Origin of the sequence: Desulfomonile tiedjei DSM 6799, assembly GCF_000266945.1 — a bacterium.
GTDB classification, from domain to species: Bacteria; Desulfobacterota; Desulfomonilia; order Desulfomonilales; family Desulfomonilaceae; genus Desulfomonile; species Desulfomonile tiedjei.
In genome coordinates, this window is the sequence record NC_018025.1 from 4,721,290 (window position 1) to 4,737,779 (window position 16,490).

The window sequence follows — 16,490 nt, forward strand, 5'->3', positions numbered from 1 at the left end:
AATAGCACTACTGTTCGCAATTGTCAACAAGAAATCAGAATGTTATCGTGATTTCTTAAAGTATAAGATGAATAAATGCTCGCGATGCGCTTATCATACGCCGCATCTGGCCCCAAAAAAACGCGATGTGAAGACGGGAAACATATTATCGGAATTGCCAAACTAATGTCCGATTGAGGACAGGGGTACCAGTAGGTGCCGTGCCTCCGTGCCGGCACTCTTCAATATGATCAATGATATCGCTAAAATGGACCGGCAGGGACGCCGGTCCCTACCAATATCCTGTAATTCCACACGCCGGATAAACAACGAAATTTTCGGCTCTGACTACATAGAGCTGAGGGCTAACAGGGAAAGGTTTTCTACGGCACTGTTACGGAACGTATCATTGACCGGAACCCGGCTCTTTGAGGAAGAAGGGTTCCGGCCAATGTCAAAAGTGCCGGTTGGATTCAAAAAAGACGCGCTATGTTACGAGATCACGGGCAATTACTTCTGATTTTTAGGAAGAGAAGAACTGACGTGGCCCGCCTACATTTGTGAACGCGGAGTTAAAATTTCTGTACAACGCGTGATAATTCTCGATCCTGTGCCATTTTTTGAGAAAACCTTCAGGCAAATCGTCGCGTTCCTCGACGGAATTCCACTTACCGGGCACGGGAAACGCATAGTACGGCAAGTTTTTGGGAATGCCTCTGACAAAGATCACCTGAGGAACGACCCATTCACGCAATGCCATGTAAACTCTATGCATTCCGTCATTCACGATGAGATGAACCGATCCGTCGCGTTCGATGGATTCTTCCACCACTGGAGGAAGCAGATCCACGGGTTCCGGAGAGCCGTCAATCAGGAGCCGCACGAATCCGTTTAGTTTGAAAATGTCTATTCCGTGCTCTTCCAGTGCCCACTTCAATTCCCGCACCTTTTTGAGCTCTCCGCGCAGGATGTAATTCTGAGGCGGTGAGAGTTGTTCCACCGCGATGGTCTCCAGAGAAATGAAAGCTTTTTCATAAATCTTAACCTCGGGAGCTTTGAGCATCGTGACCTGTCGCAGTCGCTCCACCAGGTCTGCAGCCGAGAATTTTTCCACACCCAGAATTTTCATACACACCTCTTCTTGGGAGTTTTCATTTTAATCAAGGTAGGGCAGGGAGATTACATGAATTCCGTTCCCGTTGAAAAATCATCCTTGAGCCTTGCCTTCCGGCTCGAGCATGCGAATCAGTTCTTCCACATTCATGTCGGAGGAATCATCGGGAGATGTCGCGACCATTCTCCGGGCGGAAGTCTTTGTCCCGGAGAGCACGTTAATGACCATATCCAGGGCTTCGCGACCGACTTCGATTTTCTGGAACGTATGGATGCCTTCGTGGTTTTGCATGATGCTCCGCCAGTACATATCGAAATCTTTATTCTTGGAGTCGTAATACTCTTCGAAGTAAATATCCTTGATGCCCGCCTGAATAAGCTGTTTGAAGCACCAGTTGCACGGTTCCAGCGTGCAGTAGAGACTCGAGCCGTCCAGCGGAATGCCGAACCGTGCAGCCTGATCGATCGCGTTTACTTCCGCATGGCTCGATATGCAATAATTGTATTTGTCTGCATCGTGGGCTCCGATTGCGCGGCGTAAACAAAAATCAGGCCCCTTGTCCGTGCAATGAGGTGCGCCGTGAACTGCGCCATTGTATCCGGTCGCCAGAATACGGTTGTTGCGGACAATGATTGCTCCGATTTTGCGAGAATTGCATGTGGACCGGACGCTCACAAGTTTTGCGAGCATCATGAAGTATTCTTGCCATGACGGTCTATTCATATTCTATCCTTATAGAGGCCGAACGAGGTGGCGAATGTTACCGGACGTTACCGCTTCACCGAATTCCTGCCCGAGTATTTCGCTCAATTCCGACACTTTGTCCCAGCGCCTGATTCTCTCCTTGGGATCGTTCACAAATATGCGGAAATCCTCACGGTCCGGTAATCGGCCATCGGGAAGCCGCTTGAGAAAATCCGGACCGGGAAAAACCTGCAGGACCCGATCGAGAATTCCGGATTGCGGCACGCGCCAGGTGAGCAATTTGTCGAACCATCCGGGCACTATCCGTTCCTGGTAGTGAAAGAACAGCGTTATCGAGCCGTCACGGGGACAATAATCCTGATTGAGCTGATAATCCGTGATGCCTCCATCACGGTAAATTCCCGGAGGTGCACCCGCGATGTCGGTAACTCCTTTTACTATATACGGGAGCGATCCGGTGGCAAGCGCGGCTTTCCGGACATTTTCTTCATTCATCCGAATCGCCCGGCCTTTGAATGCGTGCACGAAATCCGGGAGTTCCGGACCCGACACAAAGACAACGCGCTCAAAAAACAAGCGCATATTTTTCGGTGTAAAAGCATTCGCGAGCGCTGCAACAAGAATTGCGCCGCCCTGCAGTCTCTTGTTTTCCGATGCGGTCAATCCCAGTGCTCGTACGGCATGGACCGCAAGATCATAATGGGGATGATTGAGAATGTGGTCAACATTGTCATCGGAAAGGAAGGACTCAACGTTCCGGGCGAGGGCCTCGGAAACTGTAACCGGTGTGTCTTCCGCAGTAAAAATATTGCGGGAGTAAGCGATCCTCAGATTCTCGTAAGCAAGCAGTGGGTCTTTGCAGGCCATGGCCAGACATCTCCATGCCCCTGCGGACGACCCGGCCAGGAGCACCCGACCGTTTCCATGGCACAGAAAATCGGTCTTCATGAGCATTGTATCGAACCCGACCGATACAAACCATTTCGGTCCCCCCGCCGGGCCGGTGAAGACGCTGATCAGTCTGGAATCCAGCCCCTCATCCCTCAGTCGGGTCAGAATTTCCGAACCGGCTTTGAATTCGATGTACTTTTTCATAGCTGTCAACAATACAGTACCCTTCCAGGCGAGTTCAATAATCCGGAGTTGCTTTTTCTCGTTTGATTTTTCACCTGTATCGGGTAAATATTTGTGCATCTCGAGTTGAAAGAAAAGAGTCGCACGTGGTGGACAAACCTGACAAGCCGCTGATCCCGAGCAGGGTTCTCCTTCTGGGTGAGCAATCCATACCCCAGGAATTGTTGGACACACTGGAGGATGCGCACCTGCAAATATTCATGCGAGAGCCGGATCCTGCGTTATGGCCTCGGGAAATGGAGGCGCTTGTACAATATATTGCGCCCAGAGATCGAATCGCTTTTGATTTATCGAAAATCATGCCTTTACACGACTCGACAATAGTAAAGCCTCTGCAGAATTGGGCTCAATCGGTGTTGAACGATCTCTCGGAACGCAATGCCTCGCATACTGACCATTCTGAGTCCGTATTGGAGGAAATGCTGAAGTATTTGGAAGGCGTGCTCGTGCAAGGTCTCAATCGTTCAAGGAAAATCTAGATAAGCGCAGCGATCTTCTTTTTTGGACTGAGCTAACGCAAATTGTTAGACCTTTTTATGAATTTGGCATATAAATGAATCGGTATAGATGAGCTCAATGCTACTTCTTATTAACTATCGCGATCGCCGGTGACAAACGAACGGAGAGTCGGTCGACTTCTGACACGAGCGGAGTAGTGTCTTTGCAATTGCAGACGGGGACTAATGGGCTTTCAGGAATAACCGGAGGCTCCCCCGGGTTGGTTTTTATTCTTGACAAGTTATAGGAATTTCATCACTATAGAAGCCTTTTCAAGGGTTGCATTTGTGCCGTACAGACGGGTAACCTCAAACCAAAAACGTAAGGAACACAGCGGCTTAATGATAAGCGGGATCCTTTCGAGGAAACATGCGGAGGAACCGCGTCGTGGGGTGGTGCTGCTGCCTGAAATAGTTGTTAGGTGCCGTAAACAACCCCGAAAAAACACGCGTTCATACCGGAAGCGGACGCATGTTGCTGGTTTGGTTTATTTGTCGTAGCCGCAAGCCCTTCCAGGCTCACGCGGCTAGTGTCTCTCGAAGAAATAGATGAAGTCAGTAGGACTTTAGGGAAAGGAGAAGAAAACACATGGCCGAAATAGGACACGGTGGAAAAGAAATCGTCGAGCGGATTATGGAGCCTAAAGAGGCTGCAAGCAAGATCCAGGGTCTTGCTCAAATTCCCATCCGTAGCCAGCTCGCCAATGAGGTCATCGGAATTACTTACGGTTTTTTTAGCCCCCTGGAAGGTTTCATGGGCAAAGCCGATGTGGACAGCGTAGTTAAGAACATGCGACTGGCCAACGGTGCAGTATGGAGCATTCCGATTCTGTTCGACCTGAGTGCCGAAGAAGTCGAGAAATATGGTGTGGCAGCAGGGAAATCAGTGCTCCTGACCTTCGGCGGCAATCCGATGGCGATTTTCGAAGTCGAAGAAGTGTTCGATTACGACAAGAAAGCAATGTGCCAGAGTGTTTACGGAACTGACGAAGCAAAACACCCTGGTTGCGCACGTACATATGAGTACAAGGACAAGTTTGTCGGCGGCAAGCTGACTCTGGTGAACAGACCGAAAATTAATGCGCCCTATGATCCTTATTTCATTCCGCCTCTGGAAATGCGGAAGAGATTCAAGGAAAAAGGCTGGGAAAGAGTTGTCGCCCACCAAACCAGAAACGTGCCCCACACCGGCCATGAATGGCTCATGAAAGGCGCATGGTTCCAGGCCTATGCTGAACTTCCCATCGAAAAGCCTCTCGTAGGCGTGCTTGTCAATGCCATTATCGGTGCCAAGCGAAAAGGCGACTATATTGACGAAGCAATTATTCTCACCCAGGACGAGCTGAGGAAGTCAGGTTATTTTGGTGACCACAACCATCTGACCTCTCTCACCTTCTGGGATATGCGCTATGCAGGCCCCAAGGAAGCCATTTTCCATGCGGCACTCAGGACCAACCTGGGCCTGAGCCACCATATGTACGGCAGGGATCATGCCGGCGTTGGTACCTACTACGGCGCTTACGATGCTCACCACCTGCTCGCAACCGTTCAAAAAGAACTGAGCATCGTTCCGGTCTATTCTATGAACTGGCTGTATTGCCCTCATTGCGGTGAAATTACCTCTGAGGGGCTTTGTGACCACAAGAAAGAATGGCAGAAGTTCAGTGGAACGGTTATCCGCAGCATCGTGCAGGATGGCGTGAAGCCTCCCCGCCTGATTTTCCGCCCCGAAGTCTTCGATCTGGTCATGGAATGCGCCGACAAGTACGGTTTTGGGTCACCTTTCGTAACTGACGAATATCTCGAGAAGAGAATTCCTGTTTTTGAGATCCCGCCTATGTAAGGAGGTAATATCATGGCAGAAGAAAAATATCCGATCAATATTTGGATTAATGAAGATCGCTACTCAAAATTGCAGAAAGCCGGACTTGCGGATATGTGCGAGGAAATGCTGGCCGGCCTCAAAGTTCTGCGCGTATACGCAAACGACACTGAAAAGGACAAGATCCTGAAAGTGTTTCCGACTGCTAAGTTTGATAGCGCAACCACCAAGAGCATCGAGTTGCTGCCCAAAGATGTGAAAGATAAAATTTTCGACAAGATCGTTGAAAAAGAGTCGGTCAACATCATGGGTGATTTCTTGGCTGCGTATTAATTTCCACCTTCGTGAAACCGAAAAAGAGGGCTTCAGAGCCCTCTTTTTTTTGCATACTGAGTCCGTACCGGACAAAAGTAACAAATACGCTTCACATAGCTTTACATCGAAAACGCCGTGTGATAGTAATAACAGATTATGCAGAAGATATCTCAGTGCCCTTCAGGAGGAAGAGGAGAGTGGCATTTCTCACTGAAACAAAGAAAAATATCATAGAAAAACATCGGCTCCATGAGAGCGATACGGGTTCTCCGGAAGTTCAGATAGCCCTGCTGAGTGAGAGAATCAGTTACCTCACGGAACATTTTAAGATTCACAAGAAAGATTTTCACTCCCGCAGAGGCCTTCTGAAATTGGTGGGACAGCGGCGGCGGCTTTTGGATTACTTGAAAGCCAAAAGCGTCGATCGTTATAAGACCATAATCGGCGAACTCGGGATCAGAAAATAACGCTCATGTGGGTCGGTTGAAACCCTGTAAGCAGGCGTTGTTTACAAAGATATAGTAAATCAAGGATCGTCAATAATATGGTCTATAGGACAAGCTGTAACGTATCAGGAAAAGAAATTGTTTTCGAAACCGGGCGTCTCGCCAAGCAATCCTCCGGTGCAGTTCTTGCCAGCACGGGGGAGACTATGGTGCTGGTTACTGCGGTCGCAGAAAAAAAAGGCCGTGAAGGAATCGATTTTTTTCCCCTCACTGTGGATTACCTGGAAATGACCTATGCCGCGGGTAAGATCCCCGGAGGCTATTTCAAACGGGAAGGCCGCCCTACCGAGAAGGAAATCCTCACTGCAAGATTCATCGATCGCCCCATTCGCCCTCTTTTCCCCAAAGGATTCACCGCGGAAACGCAGATTATTGCCACCGTGCTCTCGTCGGACGGAGAGAACGATCCGGATATGCTGGGCATTAACGGAGCTTCGGCAGCTCTGCATCTCTCCGACATCCCCTTTGCCGGACCCATCGGTGCAGTTCGCGTCGGACGGGTTGAAGGCAATGTCATAATCAACCCTACCAGCCTGGAAGACTCCTATTCGGATCTCAGTCTTATCGTGGTGGGATCTCGTCTGGGAATCGTGATGGTCGAAGGCGGGTCCGACAAATTGCCTGAAGAGGTGATCCTCGAGGCTATTTTTAAAGCTTACGATGAAATCCTCAAGATCGTCGAAGCCCAGGAGAAGCTCAGGGAGCTCGCCGGTAAGCCGAAACGTGAAATCGTTGCCCCTACGGAAGACAGTGAGCTGATTGAGAAAATAATCGCCACCTGGGGAGAGAGGATCGGTCAGGCTGTTACCATACGCGAGAAACTACCGAGACGCGATGCTCTCAATCAAATTTATGATGAAATCCTGTCATCCGTAGAAGATGCCGAGCACAGACGTCTGGAGATTCTCGGGTACCTGGAGAAGCTTGAAGGCAGGTACATACGTAACCTGATTATCGAGAAAGGCGTCCGCGTAGACGGTCGAGGCTTCAAAGAGATTCGTCCCATCACAACTGAGGTGGGAACGCTTCCCCGAACTCACGGAAGTGCTTTGTTCACCAGAGGTGAGACTCAGGCTTTGGTCATCGTGACTCTGGGTACTTCTTCGGACGAGCAGAAAGTGGAAGCTCTTGAAGGAGCAAGTTACAAGTCTTTCATGCTTCATTATAAATTCCCGCCCTTTAGCGTGGGGGAAGTGAAGTTTCTCAGGGGGCCGTCTCGCAGAGAAGTCGGCCATGGAGCGCTTGCGGATCGCGCAATTCAGTACCTGCTGCCGAACGACGAAGATTTTCCCTATACAATCAGGGTCGTATCCGAGATTCTCGAATCCAACGGATCCAGTTCCATGGCGACGGTATGCGGTGCCTCCCTGTCGCTTATGGACGCGGGAGTTCCTCTCCTGGAACCTGTGGCAGGCATAGCCATGGGACTTCTTCAGGAGAACGACCGAATCATCATCCTCTCTGATATCATCGGTGATGAAGACCATCACGGGGATATGGATTTCAAGGTGGCAGGGACAACGACAGGCGTAACTGCCCTCCAGATGGATATCAAGATTCAAGGGATTACCCGTGAAATCTTGACCGAGGCTCTGTACCAGGCCAAAGAAGGTAGACTGCATATTTTAGGCGAAATGGCCAAGACGCTCGATAAACCAAGAGCCGAGATATCCAGACATGCTCCGAGAATTTTCATCATGTTCGTTAATCCGGATAAGATTCGGGATATTATCGGACCTGGTGGAAAGATCATCCGGGCAATTCAGGAAGAGACCGGAACCAAGATAGAAGTGGACGATACCGGAAAAGTGGTGATTGCCTCGGCAGATTCCGATGGCGCTCTTCAGGCGAAACTCGCCATACAGAAAATTACCCAGGAAGCGGAAATGGGGAAAATCTATATGGGGACGGTCCGGAAAGTCACCGACTTCGGAGCATTCGTCGAGATTTTTCCCGGAACGGACGGTCTGGTGCACATTTCCCAATTGGCTCCGGAACGTGTGCGTAAAGTGACAGACGTCGTCAAAGAAGGGGACTCTTTCCCGGTAAAAGTAATAGGAATCGATCCAAACGGAAAAATTAAACTCTCAAGAAAAGACGCCATCGGCGAAACTCCCGATTTTTAGGGGCAGGATATAACCTCTCAGTTGAAATCCAAACACAACGAATTCGCATATAAAAAGACAACTCTGGATAACGGTGTCCGTGTCATCACGGAGACCGTTCCGTACGTTCAGTCAGTGTCCATGGGGATCTGGGTTCATTCGGGTTCTCGCTTTGAGTATCCCGAAGTGAACGGCATTTGTCATTTCATAGAGCACATGCTCTTTAAAGGAACCCAGAGACGCACAGCTTTTACCATTGCAAAGGAAATCGATTCCGTGGGGGGCGTGCTCAATGCTTTCACCAGTAAAGAGATGACGTCGTTCTACTGTCGCGTGCTCAACGAAAATACCGAACTATCTGTCGACCTACTCAGCGATATATTTCTGAATGCTTCATTTCCTGCCGATGAAATCGAGCGCGAAAAACACGTGGTCTGTCAGGAGATTCATCAACTGGAAGACAGCCCTGAGGACCTGGTCCACGAGATTCTCGGCATACGATTCTGGAGAGACGATCCTATCGGACAACCTATTCTTGGGACTGTACCGAACGTCATGCGATTGGATCGAGATACCCTGGTAGGATTCAAGAACGCGTATTACACCCCCGACGAAACACTCGTATGTGCCGCAGGAGATCTGGAACATGAATGCTTTGTCGAGCTGGTAAATTCCCATTTGCAGCAATTTGCACCGCTGAAGACGGCTGTATCGAAAACAGAGGCAAAGATCGACGCGTCTGCCTATGTGGAGGAACGCGATTTAGAGCAAGTGCACGTATGCGTGGCGATGAAGGCTCCCAGTGCTGTCGATAAGCGTCGACATGCAGGATACATCCTGAATACCATTCTCGGCGGAAGCATGAGTTCAAGGCTTTTCCAGGAAGTGAGGGAAAAACGCGGATTGGCCTATTCCGTGTATTCTTTCCTCTCTGCTTTTTCGGATACGGGGATTTTCGGAATTTACGCGGGCTGCGATCCGGACGATCTGGAAGAGCTTCTCAACGTCATGGGAAAGGAAACCTTGGATTTATGTCGGAATTTGACGGAAGACGAAGTCGCCACAGCTAAGAGTCAGATCAAAGGTAACCTCATATTGGCTATGGAGTCTACTGATTCCAGGATGAACAGGCTGGCCAAGAGCGAGTATCATTTTGGCAGGCATGTTCCGGTCGACGAGATTATCGAGAATCTACAGGATGTGTCCTTCGCTGAACTGCAGGATACGGCTGAATGGATGATTGAAGACTGCCGTTTTACACTTGTTGCTCTCGGACCGGTTGATAAGAATGCTGACTTGTTCGGATATTTCACCGCAAAATAACCCCGCTGTTCACAATTTTCGTATTTGTAGCAAGTGACATAATTAAAGAAGCTGAATCCCCTCGCTCCTCCGTGCATCTAATGAACAACATGATGTGAACGAGAGGAGAAGGACATGGATTACAATCTCCTGTTGATTGTGAGTATCCTCATTCTTGGCATTGGCGGTTTCACTTTTCTAGCTCTCACCATACTTGCAAACTGGAGGATGAAGTCGCGTGATACTGCGGAATCCGATGCTCGTTATAGTAGACTGAGTCGGGATTTCGAGAATTGTTATGAAAACTGCATGCGTGAGGAGAAATGGGACCGGGACAAAGAAGAGGAATGCGATTCGCGATGCAGGTTGCGTTTGGCAGGATCGTATTCTCTCCCTGATTGATGTGCAGCACAGTGAGAGATTGAGAAACTTCATATGGACTATTTTTGAGCCGGCGGAGAGTTCATTTCTGCGGGCCTTTATATTGTTTTAGCCGAACCTTAATGTGGCTGGGTCTAATCAGCCCCCAACCTTGGCTGATTTGAGTCTTTTTTGCCCAGAACACCAGAAGAAGCCATTCTCTGGCTACAACATTCCTCCGAGAAATCAGATGAGAAATAGACGAGAGAATTGTGGCATTTTTCTTGCTCTTTTTCTTGAAGTCAAATTGAACATTCCATGTTAGGAAGTACTACCATAAGAATATTCCTTTGGAAGAAGAAATCACTAATTCCAAAGCGAGAGCGTGTGGCGTAGTCTCATACATTTTTTGGTGCATCTTTTATTTCCATTATGAGAAGCTGTTGGTTTTTGTATGTGGCGCGATTCTGTCTGAATCACTGAAGAAATGGTTTGTCATTTTATCATTTCTCTGTATTGAAGACGGCGTTTGTTTTTTTGCAGCAAAACCATTAGCGGGTTGCCCATGAAAATTGTACCGTGATTTACTTTAACAGTTTCAGCCAATTGTTTGTTCGCGTTATGGCATTCTTGTACAGTTTTTTTTTGACCCAAAATGGAATCCAGGATGGTCAACAAATGAAACGCAAGACTTGCATCGCATTTATTGCTTTTTACTGGAATCAACTAAATCGCCGGATCTCACAAAGTTTTCGTAAGAACAATCAAACTAAACCTAACACTTGGTTGTCTTTCCGGCTTGCTTCATCTTTATTCCTATTGTTCTTGGGTGTCAGTTTCATCATTCCTGCACTTGTCATAGGTCAGTGCTCATGTATCCGCCGCATTGTCTGTGGCCAGGATGTGAATACTACCAGACTCTGGAACATGTACCTATAGTTTCGCCCTTTTTGTATTCTGGACGGTTAGATGGTGAGATAATCCTTGAAAAAATAAGGCGTTCCGCACATACCCGGTTTTGTGAAAGATTCTGGGAAGGAGGAACGCCAGTTGAAGAGATCTATACCAGATCCGTTCGGGATTGACGAGATTCATTTCAGAGCGTGTTTCAGCGCACCGAGTTTCCGTATCTTCGTTGCGCTGGTGGTCGGTTGGGTGCTCACTATGGGCAAGCACACTATCAGCCAGGTGATTCTGACCATGAGACTCCATGAATCCAAGCACTTCGCCAGCATCTACCGATTCCTCGGCAAGGGACGATGGGAGACTGACTTTGTCTCCTATTTCGTCTTCAGAATGTTGGTAGAAACGCTGATTGCAGAAGGGATCGAGATCCTTGTGGTGATTGACGACACCTTGAACAAGCACACTGGCAAGAAGATCTGTGGCGCGGGCTGGCAGCATGATGGTTCACTCCCAAAGCATACTAAGCAAAAGGGGTATGGAGTGTGCTTTGTCATCATAGGACTGGCGATTCGCCTTCCCGGCATCAGCGATCGCATGTTTTGTCTGCCATACGCTGCCCGCCTTTGGTGGCCGCCAAAGGCCAAGTTTAATCCCAAGAGCCTGCCCTACAAGACAAAACCCGAACTTGGATTGGATCTTATAAATCTGACTCATTCATGGCTCCAAGAGGGAGAAAGACTGAGAATTGTGTTCGACCTGGGATACTGCTGCGATACCATCCTCAAAGCACGACCCAAGAATGTGCACATTACAGGGAGGCTGAGAAAGGATGCAGCTTTGTTCGCTGTGCTGGAACCTGCTCCATTTACAGTGATGGGCAGACCTCGCAAGAGAGGCGCTCGACTGCCCTCCCTGGAAACGATGTTCCAGGACCCCAATCTGGGGTGGAATGAGATTAGGGTCTTCTGCTATGGAAAACAAACTAAGCTCCTGATACATCAGTTCACGGCGCTATGGTATCATAGCGCAGGGCAACAGCCTCTTTCGATCGTGTTGTGCCATGACCCGGCCGGCCACCATGCCAATATGGTGTTTTTCGATACGGACCCTCAGGCTGCACCACAGCAGATTATCGAGCGCTACGCTGCACGCTTTAGCATTGAGATGACCAATCGAGAGACCAAGAACCTCCTGGGTGCGGCTGAACCTCAGTGTCGGAAAGAGACCTCGGTAACCCGTGCCCCTATGTTTGCTTACTGGGCCTACTGCTTTGTAGTGCTTTGGTTCGTTGGGCAATTCGTCACTGCAAAGAACCTCGTTGCCGACCCGGCTCCCTGGTACTGCCGGAAAAAGTCGTTCACCTTTTCAGACATGCTGGCAGCAGCTCGAAGGAGTCATTTCTCGCTGAGAATTTATTCGAAAGCCAGCCGAATCAATAAGTTCGAAAAACTCAACGGCCCGCGCTCCACGCGCGGACTCGACCATGCAAGAATCGCGAAACTATAGGTACTGTGATGAAGCTTATCAGGCTGCGTCTGCGCAAGAAATCAATCCCAAGCAGACCGGCTGCCGTTTTGAAGTGACTTGCCGGCCGAGTGTAGGGGCAAATTTGCTCAAAAACTCCGATTTTACAAAGGGTGCAGACGAATGGGTGCTGTCATCGAATGATTATTTTGTTTCGGGCCCGTCTGGTAGCCGGTCGGTACTGCATCTTACAAAGAACGGGAATCTATCTCAGATTGTGGACCTGTCGAACAAATTTCTGCCTGCCGGGACCGAGGTAACACTGCTCGTAGACCTCCGCAACCAGGTTAACCCCGAGGATCTGCATACTCTATGTATCTCGGAATTGGGAAGCGCCGATTCGAAGGACTTCAATTTGCTGGCCGGTCGCGAATGCAGAACGGTCAAAACGACCTGTATCTGGGCCGCATTCAGCATTTCGTATAAGAAGAAGTTGAATCAGTCACTGCTTAAGGTAGAAGTATGTTGTGTATCCGAGTCATCCGGGCTGTGCGTGACCAATGTATCTCTCATAGTGGATAAAATTGAATCTTGATGCTGATTCGCTTTTCTTCTCATAATCCGGGATGCTGGAGGTATCCTTCACTATCTTATGTGCATAACTGCGAAATGGTATCATACTCTCTCAATACTGGTATCGGATTACTTTAAGACCTTAGAAACACTATAAACAAAAGGTGAGATTATTGTGGATCGAGCCCCTGATGGGGCTCGGATCTTACAAGGTGTTTGAAGAAAGATGTTCTTGCAGGATGTTCTGGATATATTCCGGGTTGGATGTATGCAATTTGCTATTCTGCCTCGAAGATTTTCTCTCTAAGCTCTTTCCCTGCTTTGAAGAAAGGCAAACGTTTTCCATCCACTACGATTTTGTCCCCGGTTTTTGGATTCCTGCCGGTATATCCTTCATATTCTCGTACCTCGAAGGACCCGAATCCCCGAATTTCGATTCGATCATGGTTTGACAACGCATTGAACATCGTGCCGAAAATCACTTCTACTATTTCTTCGGATTTTCGGAGGGGAATATTCAAGTCCTTGGCCAGGGCTGCACTGAGATCTGATTTGTTCATGGTGTACACTCTTAATTATTCGCCTTTGGCAGCTTCTCTTAAGGCCTTGGCCGCCGTAAAACCGGGAACCTGAGTCGCGGGGATTTCCATTTTTTGACCGGTACGGGGATTGACACCGGTACGGGCTTTGCGCTGGGTGATTTTAAACGTGCCCAGGTCGGGGATGCGGATTTGACCTTCAGAGCTTTTCAAGGCTTCATGTATCGATTGCACAATTGTTTTCAGAACCGAATCGGCGGCTTTTTGCGTGATACCGGCGTCCTTCGCCATTCTTGCGACAAGATCAGTCTTAGTCATGATTCCTCCGACAAATAAATAGTATTCAAATGACCATTGTAGCGCAACATCCTATCCGGAACGACCTTTGTTGTCAAGGCTGCTTAATTCTTACCCCCAATGGATGTTTTATAAAAGGTAGTTGATACAATGACGTACTCAGATGGTTTTGAGCACTCCCGTAAGCCAATCAATTTACCAAGGTTTTTTGCGCATTTTGCTCCATGCTATAGTTTCGCCCTTTTTGTATTCTGGACGGTTAGATGGTGAGATAATCCTTGAAAAAATAAGGCGTTCCGCACATACCCGGTTTTGTGAAAGATTCTGGGAAGGAGGAACGCCAGTTGAAGAGATCTATACCAGATCCGTTCGGGATTGACGAGATTCATTTCAGAGCGTGTTTCAGCGCACCGAGTTTCCGTATCTTCGTTGCGCTGGTGGTCGGTTGGGTGCTCACTATGGGCAAGCACACTATCAGCCAGGTGATTCTGACCATGAGACTCCATGAATCCAAGCACTTCGCCAGCATCTACCGATTCCTCGGCAAGGGACGATGGGAGACTGACTTTGTCTCCTATTTCGTCTTCAGAATGTTGGTAGAAACGCTGATTGCAGAAGGGATCGAGATCCTTGTGGTGATTGACGACACCTTGAACAAGCACACTGGCAAGAAGATCTGTGGCGCGGGCTGGCAGCATGATGGTTCACTCCCAAAGCATACTAAGCAAAAGGGGTATGGAGTGTGCTTTGTCATCATAGGACTGGCGATTCGCCTTCCCGGCATCAGCGATCGCATGTTTTGTCTGCCATACGCTGCCCGCCTTTGGTGGCCGCCAAAGGCCAAGTTTAATCCCCAAGAGCCTGCCCTACAAGACAAAACCCGAACTTGGATTTGGATCTTATAAATCTGACTCATTCATGGCTCCAAGAGGGGAGAAAAGAATGAAAAATTGTGTTCGACCTGGGATACTGATGGGATACCATCCTCAAAGCACGACCCAAAGAATGTGCACATTACAGGGAGGCTGAGAAAGGATGCAGCTTTGTTCGCTGTGCTGGAACCTGCTCCATTTACAGTGATGGGCAGACCTCGCAAGAGAGGCGCTCGACTGCCCTCCCTGGAAACGATGTTCCAGGACCCCAATCTGGGGTGGAATGAGATTAGGGTCTTCTGCTATGGAAAACAAACTAAGCTCCTGATACATCAGTTCACGGCGCTATGGTATCATAGCGCAGGGCAACAGCCTCTTTCGATCGTGTTGTGCCATGACCCGGCCGGCCACCATGCCAATATGGTGTTTTTCGATACGGACCCTCAGGCTGCACCACAGCAGATTATCGAGCGCTACGCTGCACGCTTTAGCATTGAGATGACCAATCGAGAGACCAAGAACCTCCTGGGTGCGGCTGAACCTCAGTGTCGGAAAGAGACCTCGGTAACCCGTGCCCCTATGTTTGCTTACTGGGCCTACTGCTTTGTAGTGCTTTGGTTCGTTGGGCAATTCGTCACTGCAAAGAACCTCGTTGCCGACCCGGCTCCCTGGTACTGCCGGAAAAAGTCGTTCACCTTTTCAGACATGCTGGCAGCAGCTCGAAGGAGTCATTTCTCGCTGAGAATTTATTCGAAAGCCAGCCGAATCAATAAGTTCGAAAAACTCAACGGCCCGCGCTCCACGCGCGGACTCGACCATGCAAGAATCGCGAAACTATAGCTCCATGAGCAGTTTCACAATCTCCTGTTTGCCGGCCCTGGAGGCAACGAGAAGAGCGGAATATCCCAAAGAATTCACTGCCCTGCAATCAACCCCTTTATTTATCAACAGCTTCACTATATGAGTCTGGCCGAAAGCGCATGCACCCAGGAGTGCCGTGTAACCGTCCTGAGTTTCAGTCGCCGGCATTGCCCCGTGAGAAAGCAGAATTTCTACAAGTTCGGAGTGGCCCTTGATGCACGCCAACATGAGAGGAGTGCGACCCTTTTTATCTTGTGCATTCGGGTCGGCTCCGGATGAAAGCAGCAATTCTGCAATTTTCGGAAATCCGTGGCAGCAGGAAACAATGAGAGGCGTGCGCTGATTCTTGTCCGGAGCGTCTGCTGTGGCACCGTTTGACAGCAAGCATTCCGCAACTTCAATATGATTTTCACGGACTGCCACCATAAGAGGAGTGCGCCCCCATTTATCGCGCGAGTCAATTTTGGTCTCTCTCACAAGAAGATGGACCATATCCGTGTGGGCTTCAAAGACCGCCCAATGCAATGCTGTCCAGCCGTTCTTGTCCGAAATCCGGGGATCTGCGCCAGCATCAAGGAGAAGCTGTGCAAATTCTCCGTAGCCCTCGAGTGCGCAGAATATTAGTGCCGTGCGTCCGAATTGATCTAGATCGTCTGGCTGGGCACCATGATTGACCAATATGCGCCCTACTCCAACGTGTCCCGCCCGTGCCGCTTCCATGAGAGGCGTCTTACCCACATGATCCGGTTCGTGTATATCCGCGCCTCGGGCGAGGAGCAGTTCTACGGCTCCGTTGTGGCCGCGAAAAGCTGCCTGCATCAATGCGGTTCGCCCCTGCCTGTCCGTCAAATCGATTCCGGCACCATATTCGAGAAGGAGAGAAATCACCTCCGTTTGTCCACTGAAAGATGCAACTGTCAGTGGTGTGACCCCGAATACGTCGTCTATCTCATTCACGTCCATGCCATGAGTCAACAAAAGTCGGATTGTTTCACAGTCGCCGTTCTGAGCGGCTTTCATCAATGCGTAATCCATGGTACGCCCTAACCGGAACTAGTCGCCGAATCTTGTTCTCAGCAGATACAATTGTAACCGTTTTATTTCGTGAAGGAAAGAGATGCTGTGTCTTGACTTGCCGA

15 protein-coding genes and 1 pseudogene are annotated in these 16,490 nt (G+C 49.2%); 10 read left to right on the forward strand and 6 right to left on the reverse strand.

The features are described 5' to 3' along the window. Positions 1-502 precede the first annotated feature (502 nt). The 3 genes from DESTI_RS20130 to DESTI_RS20140 all read right to left on the reverse strand — a co-directional run bounded on the left by DESTI_RS20130 (position 503) and on the right by DESTI_RS20140 (position 2,893). Positions 503-1,108, reverse strand: coding sequence for a hypothetical protein (locus tag DESTI_RS20130; RefSeq protein ID WP_014811823.1), 606 nt, complete (start codon positions 1,106-1,108; stop codon positions 503-505). 78 nt (positions 1,109-1,186) lie between these two features. Next, positions 1,187-1,816 carry a deoxycytidylate deaminase gene (locus tag DESTI_RS29175; RefSeq protein WP_014811824.1) on the reverse strand — a complete coding sequence of 210 codons (630 nt, stop codon included), beginning with the start codon at positions 1,814-1,816 and terminating at the stop codon, positions 1,187-1,189. A 9-nt stretch (positions 1,817-1,825) separates the two neighbouring features. Then, positions 1,826-2,893 (reverse strand): patatin-like phospholipase family protein, encoded by a 1,068-nt coding sequence (locus DESTI_RS20140; RefSeq protein ID WP_041286352.1) that lies wholly within the window; start codon positions 2,891-2,893, stop codon positions 1,826-1,828. A gap of 125 nt (positions 2,894-3,018) precedes the next feature. Here DESTI_RS20140 and DESTI_RS20145 point away from each other — a divergent pair, with 125 nt between their 5' ends. From DESTI_RS20145 to DESTI_RS20190, 9 genes are all read left to right on the forward strand, one after another. Next, positions 3,019-3,411, forward strand: a complete 393-nt coding sequence (locus DESTI_RS20145) for a hypothetical protein (protein WP_014811826.1) — start codon at positions 3,019-3,021, stop codon at positions 3,409-3,411. A 607-nt stretch (positions 3,412-4,018) separates the two neighbouring features. Next, complete coding sequence (gene sat, locus DESTI_RS20150; protein WP_014811827.1) at positions 4,019-5,272, forward strand: sulfate adenylyltransferase; 1,254 nt, start codon at positions 4,019-4,021, stop codon at positions 5,270-5,272. A gap of 12 nt (positions 5,273-5,284) precedes the next feature. After that, positions 5,285-5,584, forward strand: coding sequence for a DUF6955 family protein (locus DESTI_RS20155; protein ID WP_014811828.1), 300 nt, complete (start codon positions 5,285-5,287; stop codon positions 5,582-5,584). A 179-nt stretch (positions 5,585-5,763) separates the two neighbouring features. Continuing rightward, complete coding sequence (gene rpsO, locus DESTI_RS20160; protein WP_014811829.1) at positions 5,764-6,033, forward strand: 30S ribosomal protein S15; 270 nt, start codon at positions 5,764-5,766, stop codon at positions 6,031-6,033. A gap of 77 nt (positions 6,034-6,110) precedes the next feature. Then, the gene (gene pnp, locus DESTI_RS20165) at positions 6,111-8,198 is read left to right on the forward strand and encodes a polyribonucleotide nucleotidyltransferase (protein ID WP_014811830.1); all 2,088 of its coding nucleotides are present in this window, start codon (positions 6,111-6,113) and stop codon (positions 8,196-8,198) included. A gap of 21 nt (positions 8,199-8,219) precedes the next feature. Then, positions 8,220-9,500 carry a M16 family metallopeptidase gene (locus tag DESTI_RS20170; RefSeq protein WP_014811831.1) on the forward strand — a complete coding sequence of 427 codons (1,281 nt, stop codon included), beginning with the start codon at positions 8,220-8,222 and terminating at the stop codon, positions 9,498-9,500. Positions 9,501-9,614: 114 nt separating this feature from the next. Then, complete coding sequence (locus DESTI_RS20175) at positions 9,615-9,881, forward strand: hypothetical protein (RefSeq protein WP_014811832.1); 267 nt, start codon at positions 9,615-9,617, stop codon at positions 9,879-9,881. A 1,008-nt stretch (positions 9,882-10,889) separates the two neighbouring features. Beyond that, positions 10,890-12,251 carry an IS701 family transposase gene (locus DESTI_RS20185; protein ID WP_014808181.1) on the forward strand — a complete coding sequence of 454 codons (1,362 nt, stop codon included), beginning with the start codon at positions 10,890-10,892 and terminating at the stop codon, positions 12,249-12,251. After that, entirely contained in the window at positions 12,229-12,804 is a 576-nt protein-coding gene (locus tag DESTI_RS20190) for a hypothetical protein (RefSeq protein WP_014811833.1), read from the forward strand. Before DESTI_RS20185 ends, DESTI_RS20190 begins: the two co-directional genes overlap by 23 nt. 256 nt (positions 12,805-13,060) lie before the next feature. Here DESTI_RS20190 and DESTI_RS20195 read toward each other — a convergent pair whose 3' ends face one another. Beyond that, positions 13,061-13,342 carry an HU family DNA-binding protein gene (locus DESTI_RS20195; protein WP_014811834.1) on the reverse strand — a complete coding sequence of 94 codons (282 nt, stop codon included), beginning with the start codon at positions 13,340-13,342 and terminating at the stop codon, positions 13,061-13,063. A gap of 15 nt (positions 13,343-13,357) precedes the next feature. Then, complete coding sequence (locus tag DESTI_RS20200; protein WP_014811835.1) at positions 13,358-13,639, reverse strand: HU family DNA-binding protein; 282 nt, start codon at positions 13,637-13,639, stop codon at positions 13,358-13,360. A gap of 323 nt (positions 13,640-13,962) precedes the next feature. Here DESTI_RS20200 and DESTI_RS31895 point away from each other — a divergent pair. Continuing rightward, positions 13,963-15,330 (forward strand): annotated as a pseudogene (locus tag DESTI_RS31895) (IS701 family transposase). Here the strand turns inward: DESTI_RS31895 and DESTI_RS20215 are convergent. Next, positions 15,325-16,386: an ankyrin repeat domain-containing protein gene (locus DESTI_RS20215; protein ID WP_014811836.1), complete on the reverse strand. Its 1,062-nt coding sequence runs from the start codon at positions 16,384-16,386 to the stop codon at positions 15,325-15,327. The pseudogene DESTI_RS31895 and the gene DESTI_RS20215 overlap by 6 nt on opposite strands. Between the last annotated feature and the right edge of the window lie 104 nt (positions 16,387-16,490).

What these genes read in the sequence shown, in the direction of transcription:
- DESTI_RS20130 (WP_014811823.1), bottom strand. Translation starts at nt 1,108, where the DNA reads ATGAAAATTCTGGGTGTGGAAAAATTCTCGGCTGCAGACCTGGTGGAG.
- DESTI_RS29175 (WP_014811824.1), bottom strand. Translation starts at nt 1,816, where the DNA reads ATGAATAGACCGTCATGGCAAGAATACTTCATGATGCTCGCAAAACTT.
- DESTI_RS20140 (WP_041286352.1), bottom strand. Translation starts at nt 2,893, where the DNA reads ATGAAAAAGTACATCGAATTCAAAGCCGGTTCGGAAATTCTGACCCGA.
- sat (WP_014811827.1), top strand. Translation starts at nt 4,019, where the DNA reads ATGGCCGAAATAGGACACGGTGGAAAAGAAATCGTCGAGCGGATTATG.
- DESTI_RS20155 (WP_014811828.1), top strand. Translation starts at nt 5,285, where the DNA reads ATGGCAGAAGAAAAATATCCGATCAATATTTGGATTAATGAAGATCGC.
- pnp (WP_014811830.1), top strand. Translation starts at nt 6,111, where the DNA reads ATGGTCTATAGGACAAGCTGTAACGTATCAGGAAAAGAAATTGTTTTC.
- DESTI_RS20175 (WP_014811832.1), top strand. Translation starts at nt 9,615, where the DNA reads ATGGATTACAATCTCCTGTTGATTGTGAGTATCCTCATTCTTGGCATT.
- DESTI_RS20190 (WP_014811833.1), top strand. Translation starts at nt 12,229, where the DNA reads ATGCAAGAATCGCGAAACTATAGGTACTGTGATGAAGCTTATCAGGCT.
- DESTI_RS20195 (WP_014811834.1), bottom strand. Translation starts at nt 13,342, where the DNA reads ATGAACAAATCAGATCTCAGTGCAGCCCTGGCCAAGGACTTGAATATT.
- DESTI_RS20200 (WP_014811835.1), bottom strand. Translation starts at nt 13,639, where the DNA reads ATGACTAAGACTGATCTTGTCGCAAGAATGGCGAAGGACGCCGGTATC.
- DESTI_RS20215 (WP_014811836.1), bottom strand. Translation starts at nt 16,386, where the DNA reads ATGGATTACGCATTGATGAAAGCCGCTCAGAACGGCGACTGTGAAACA.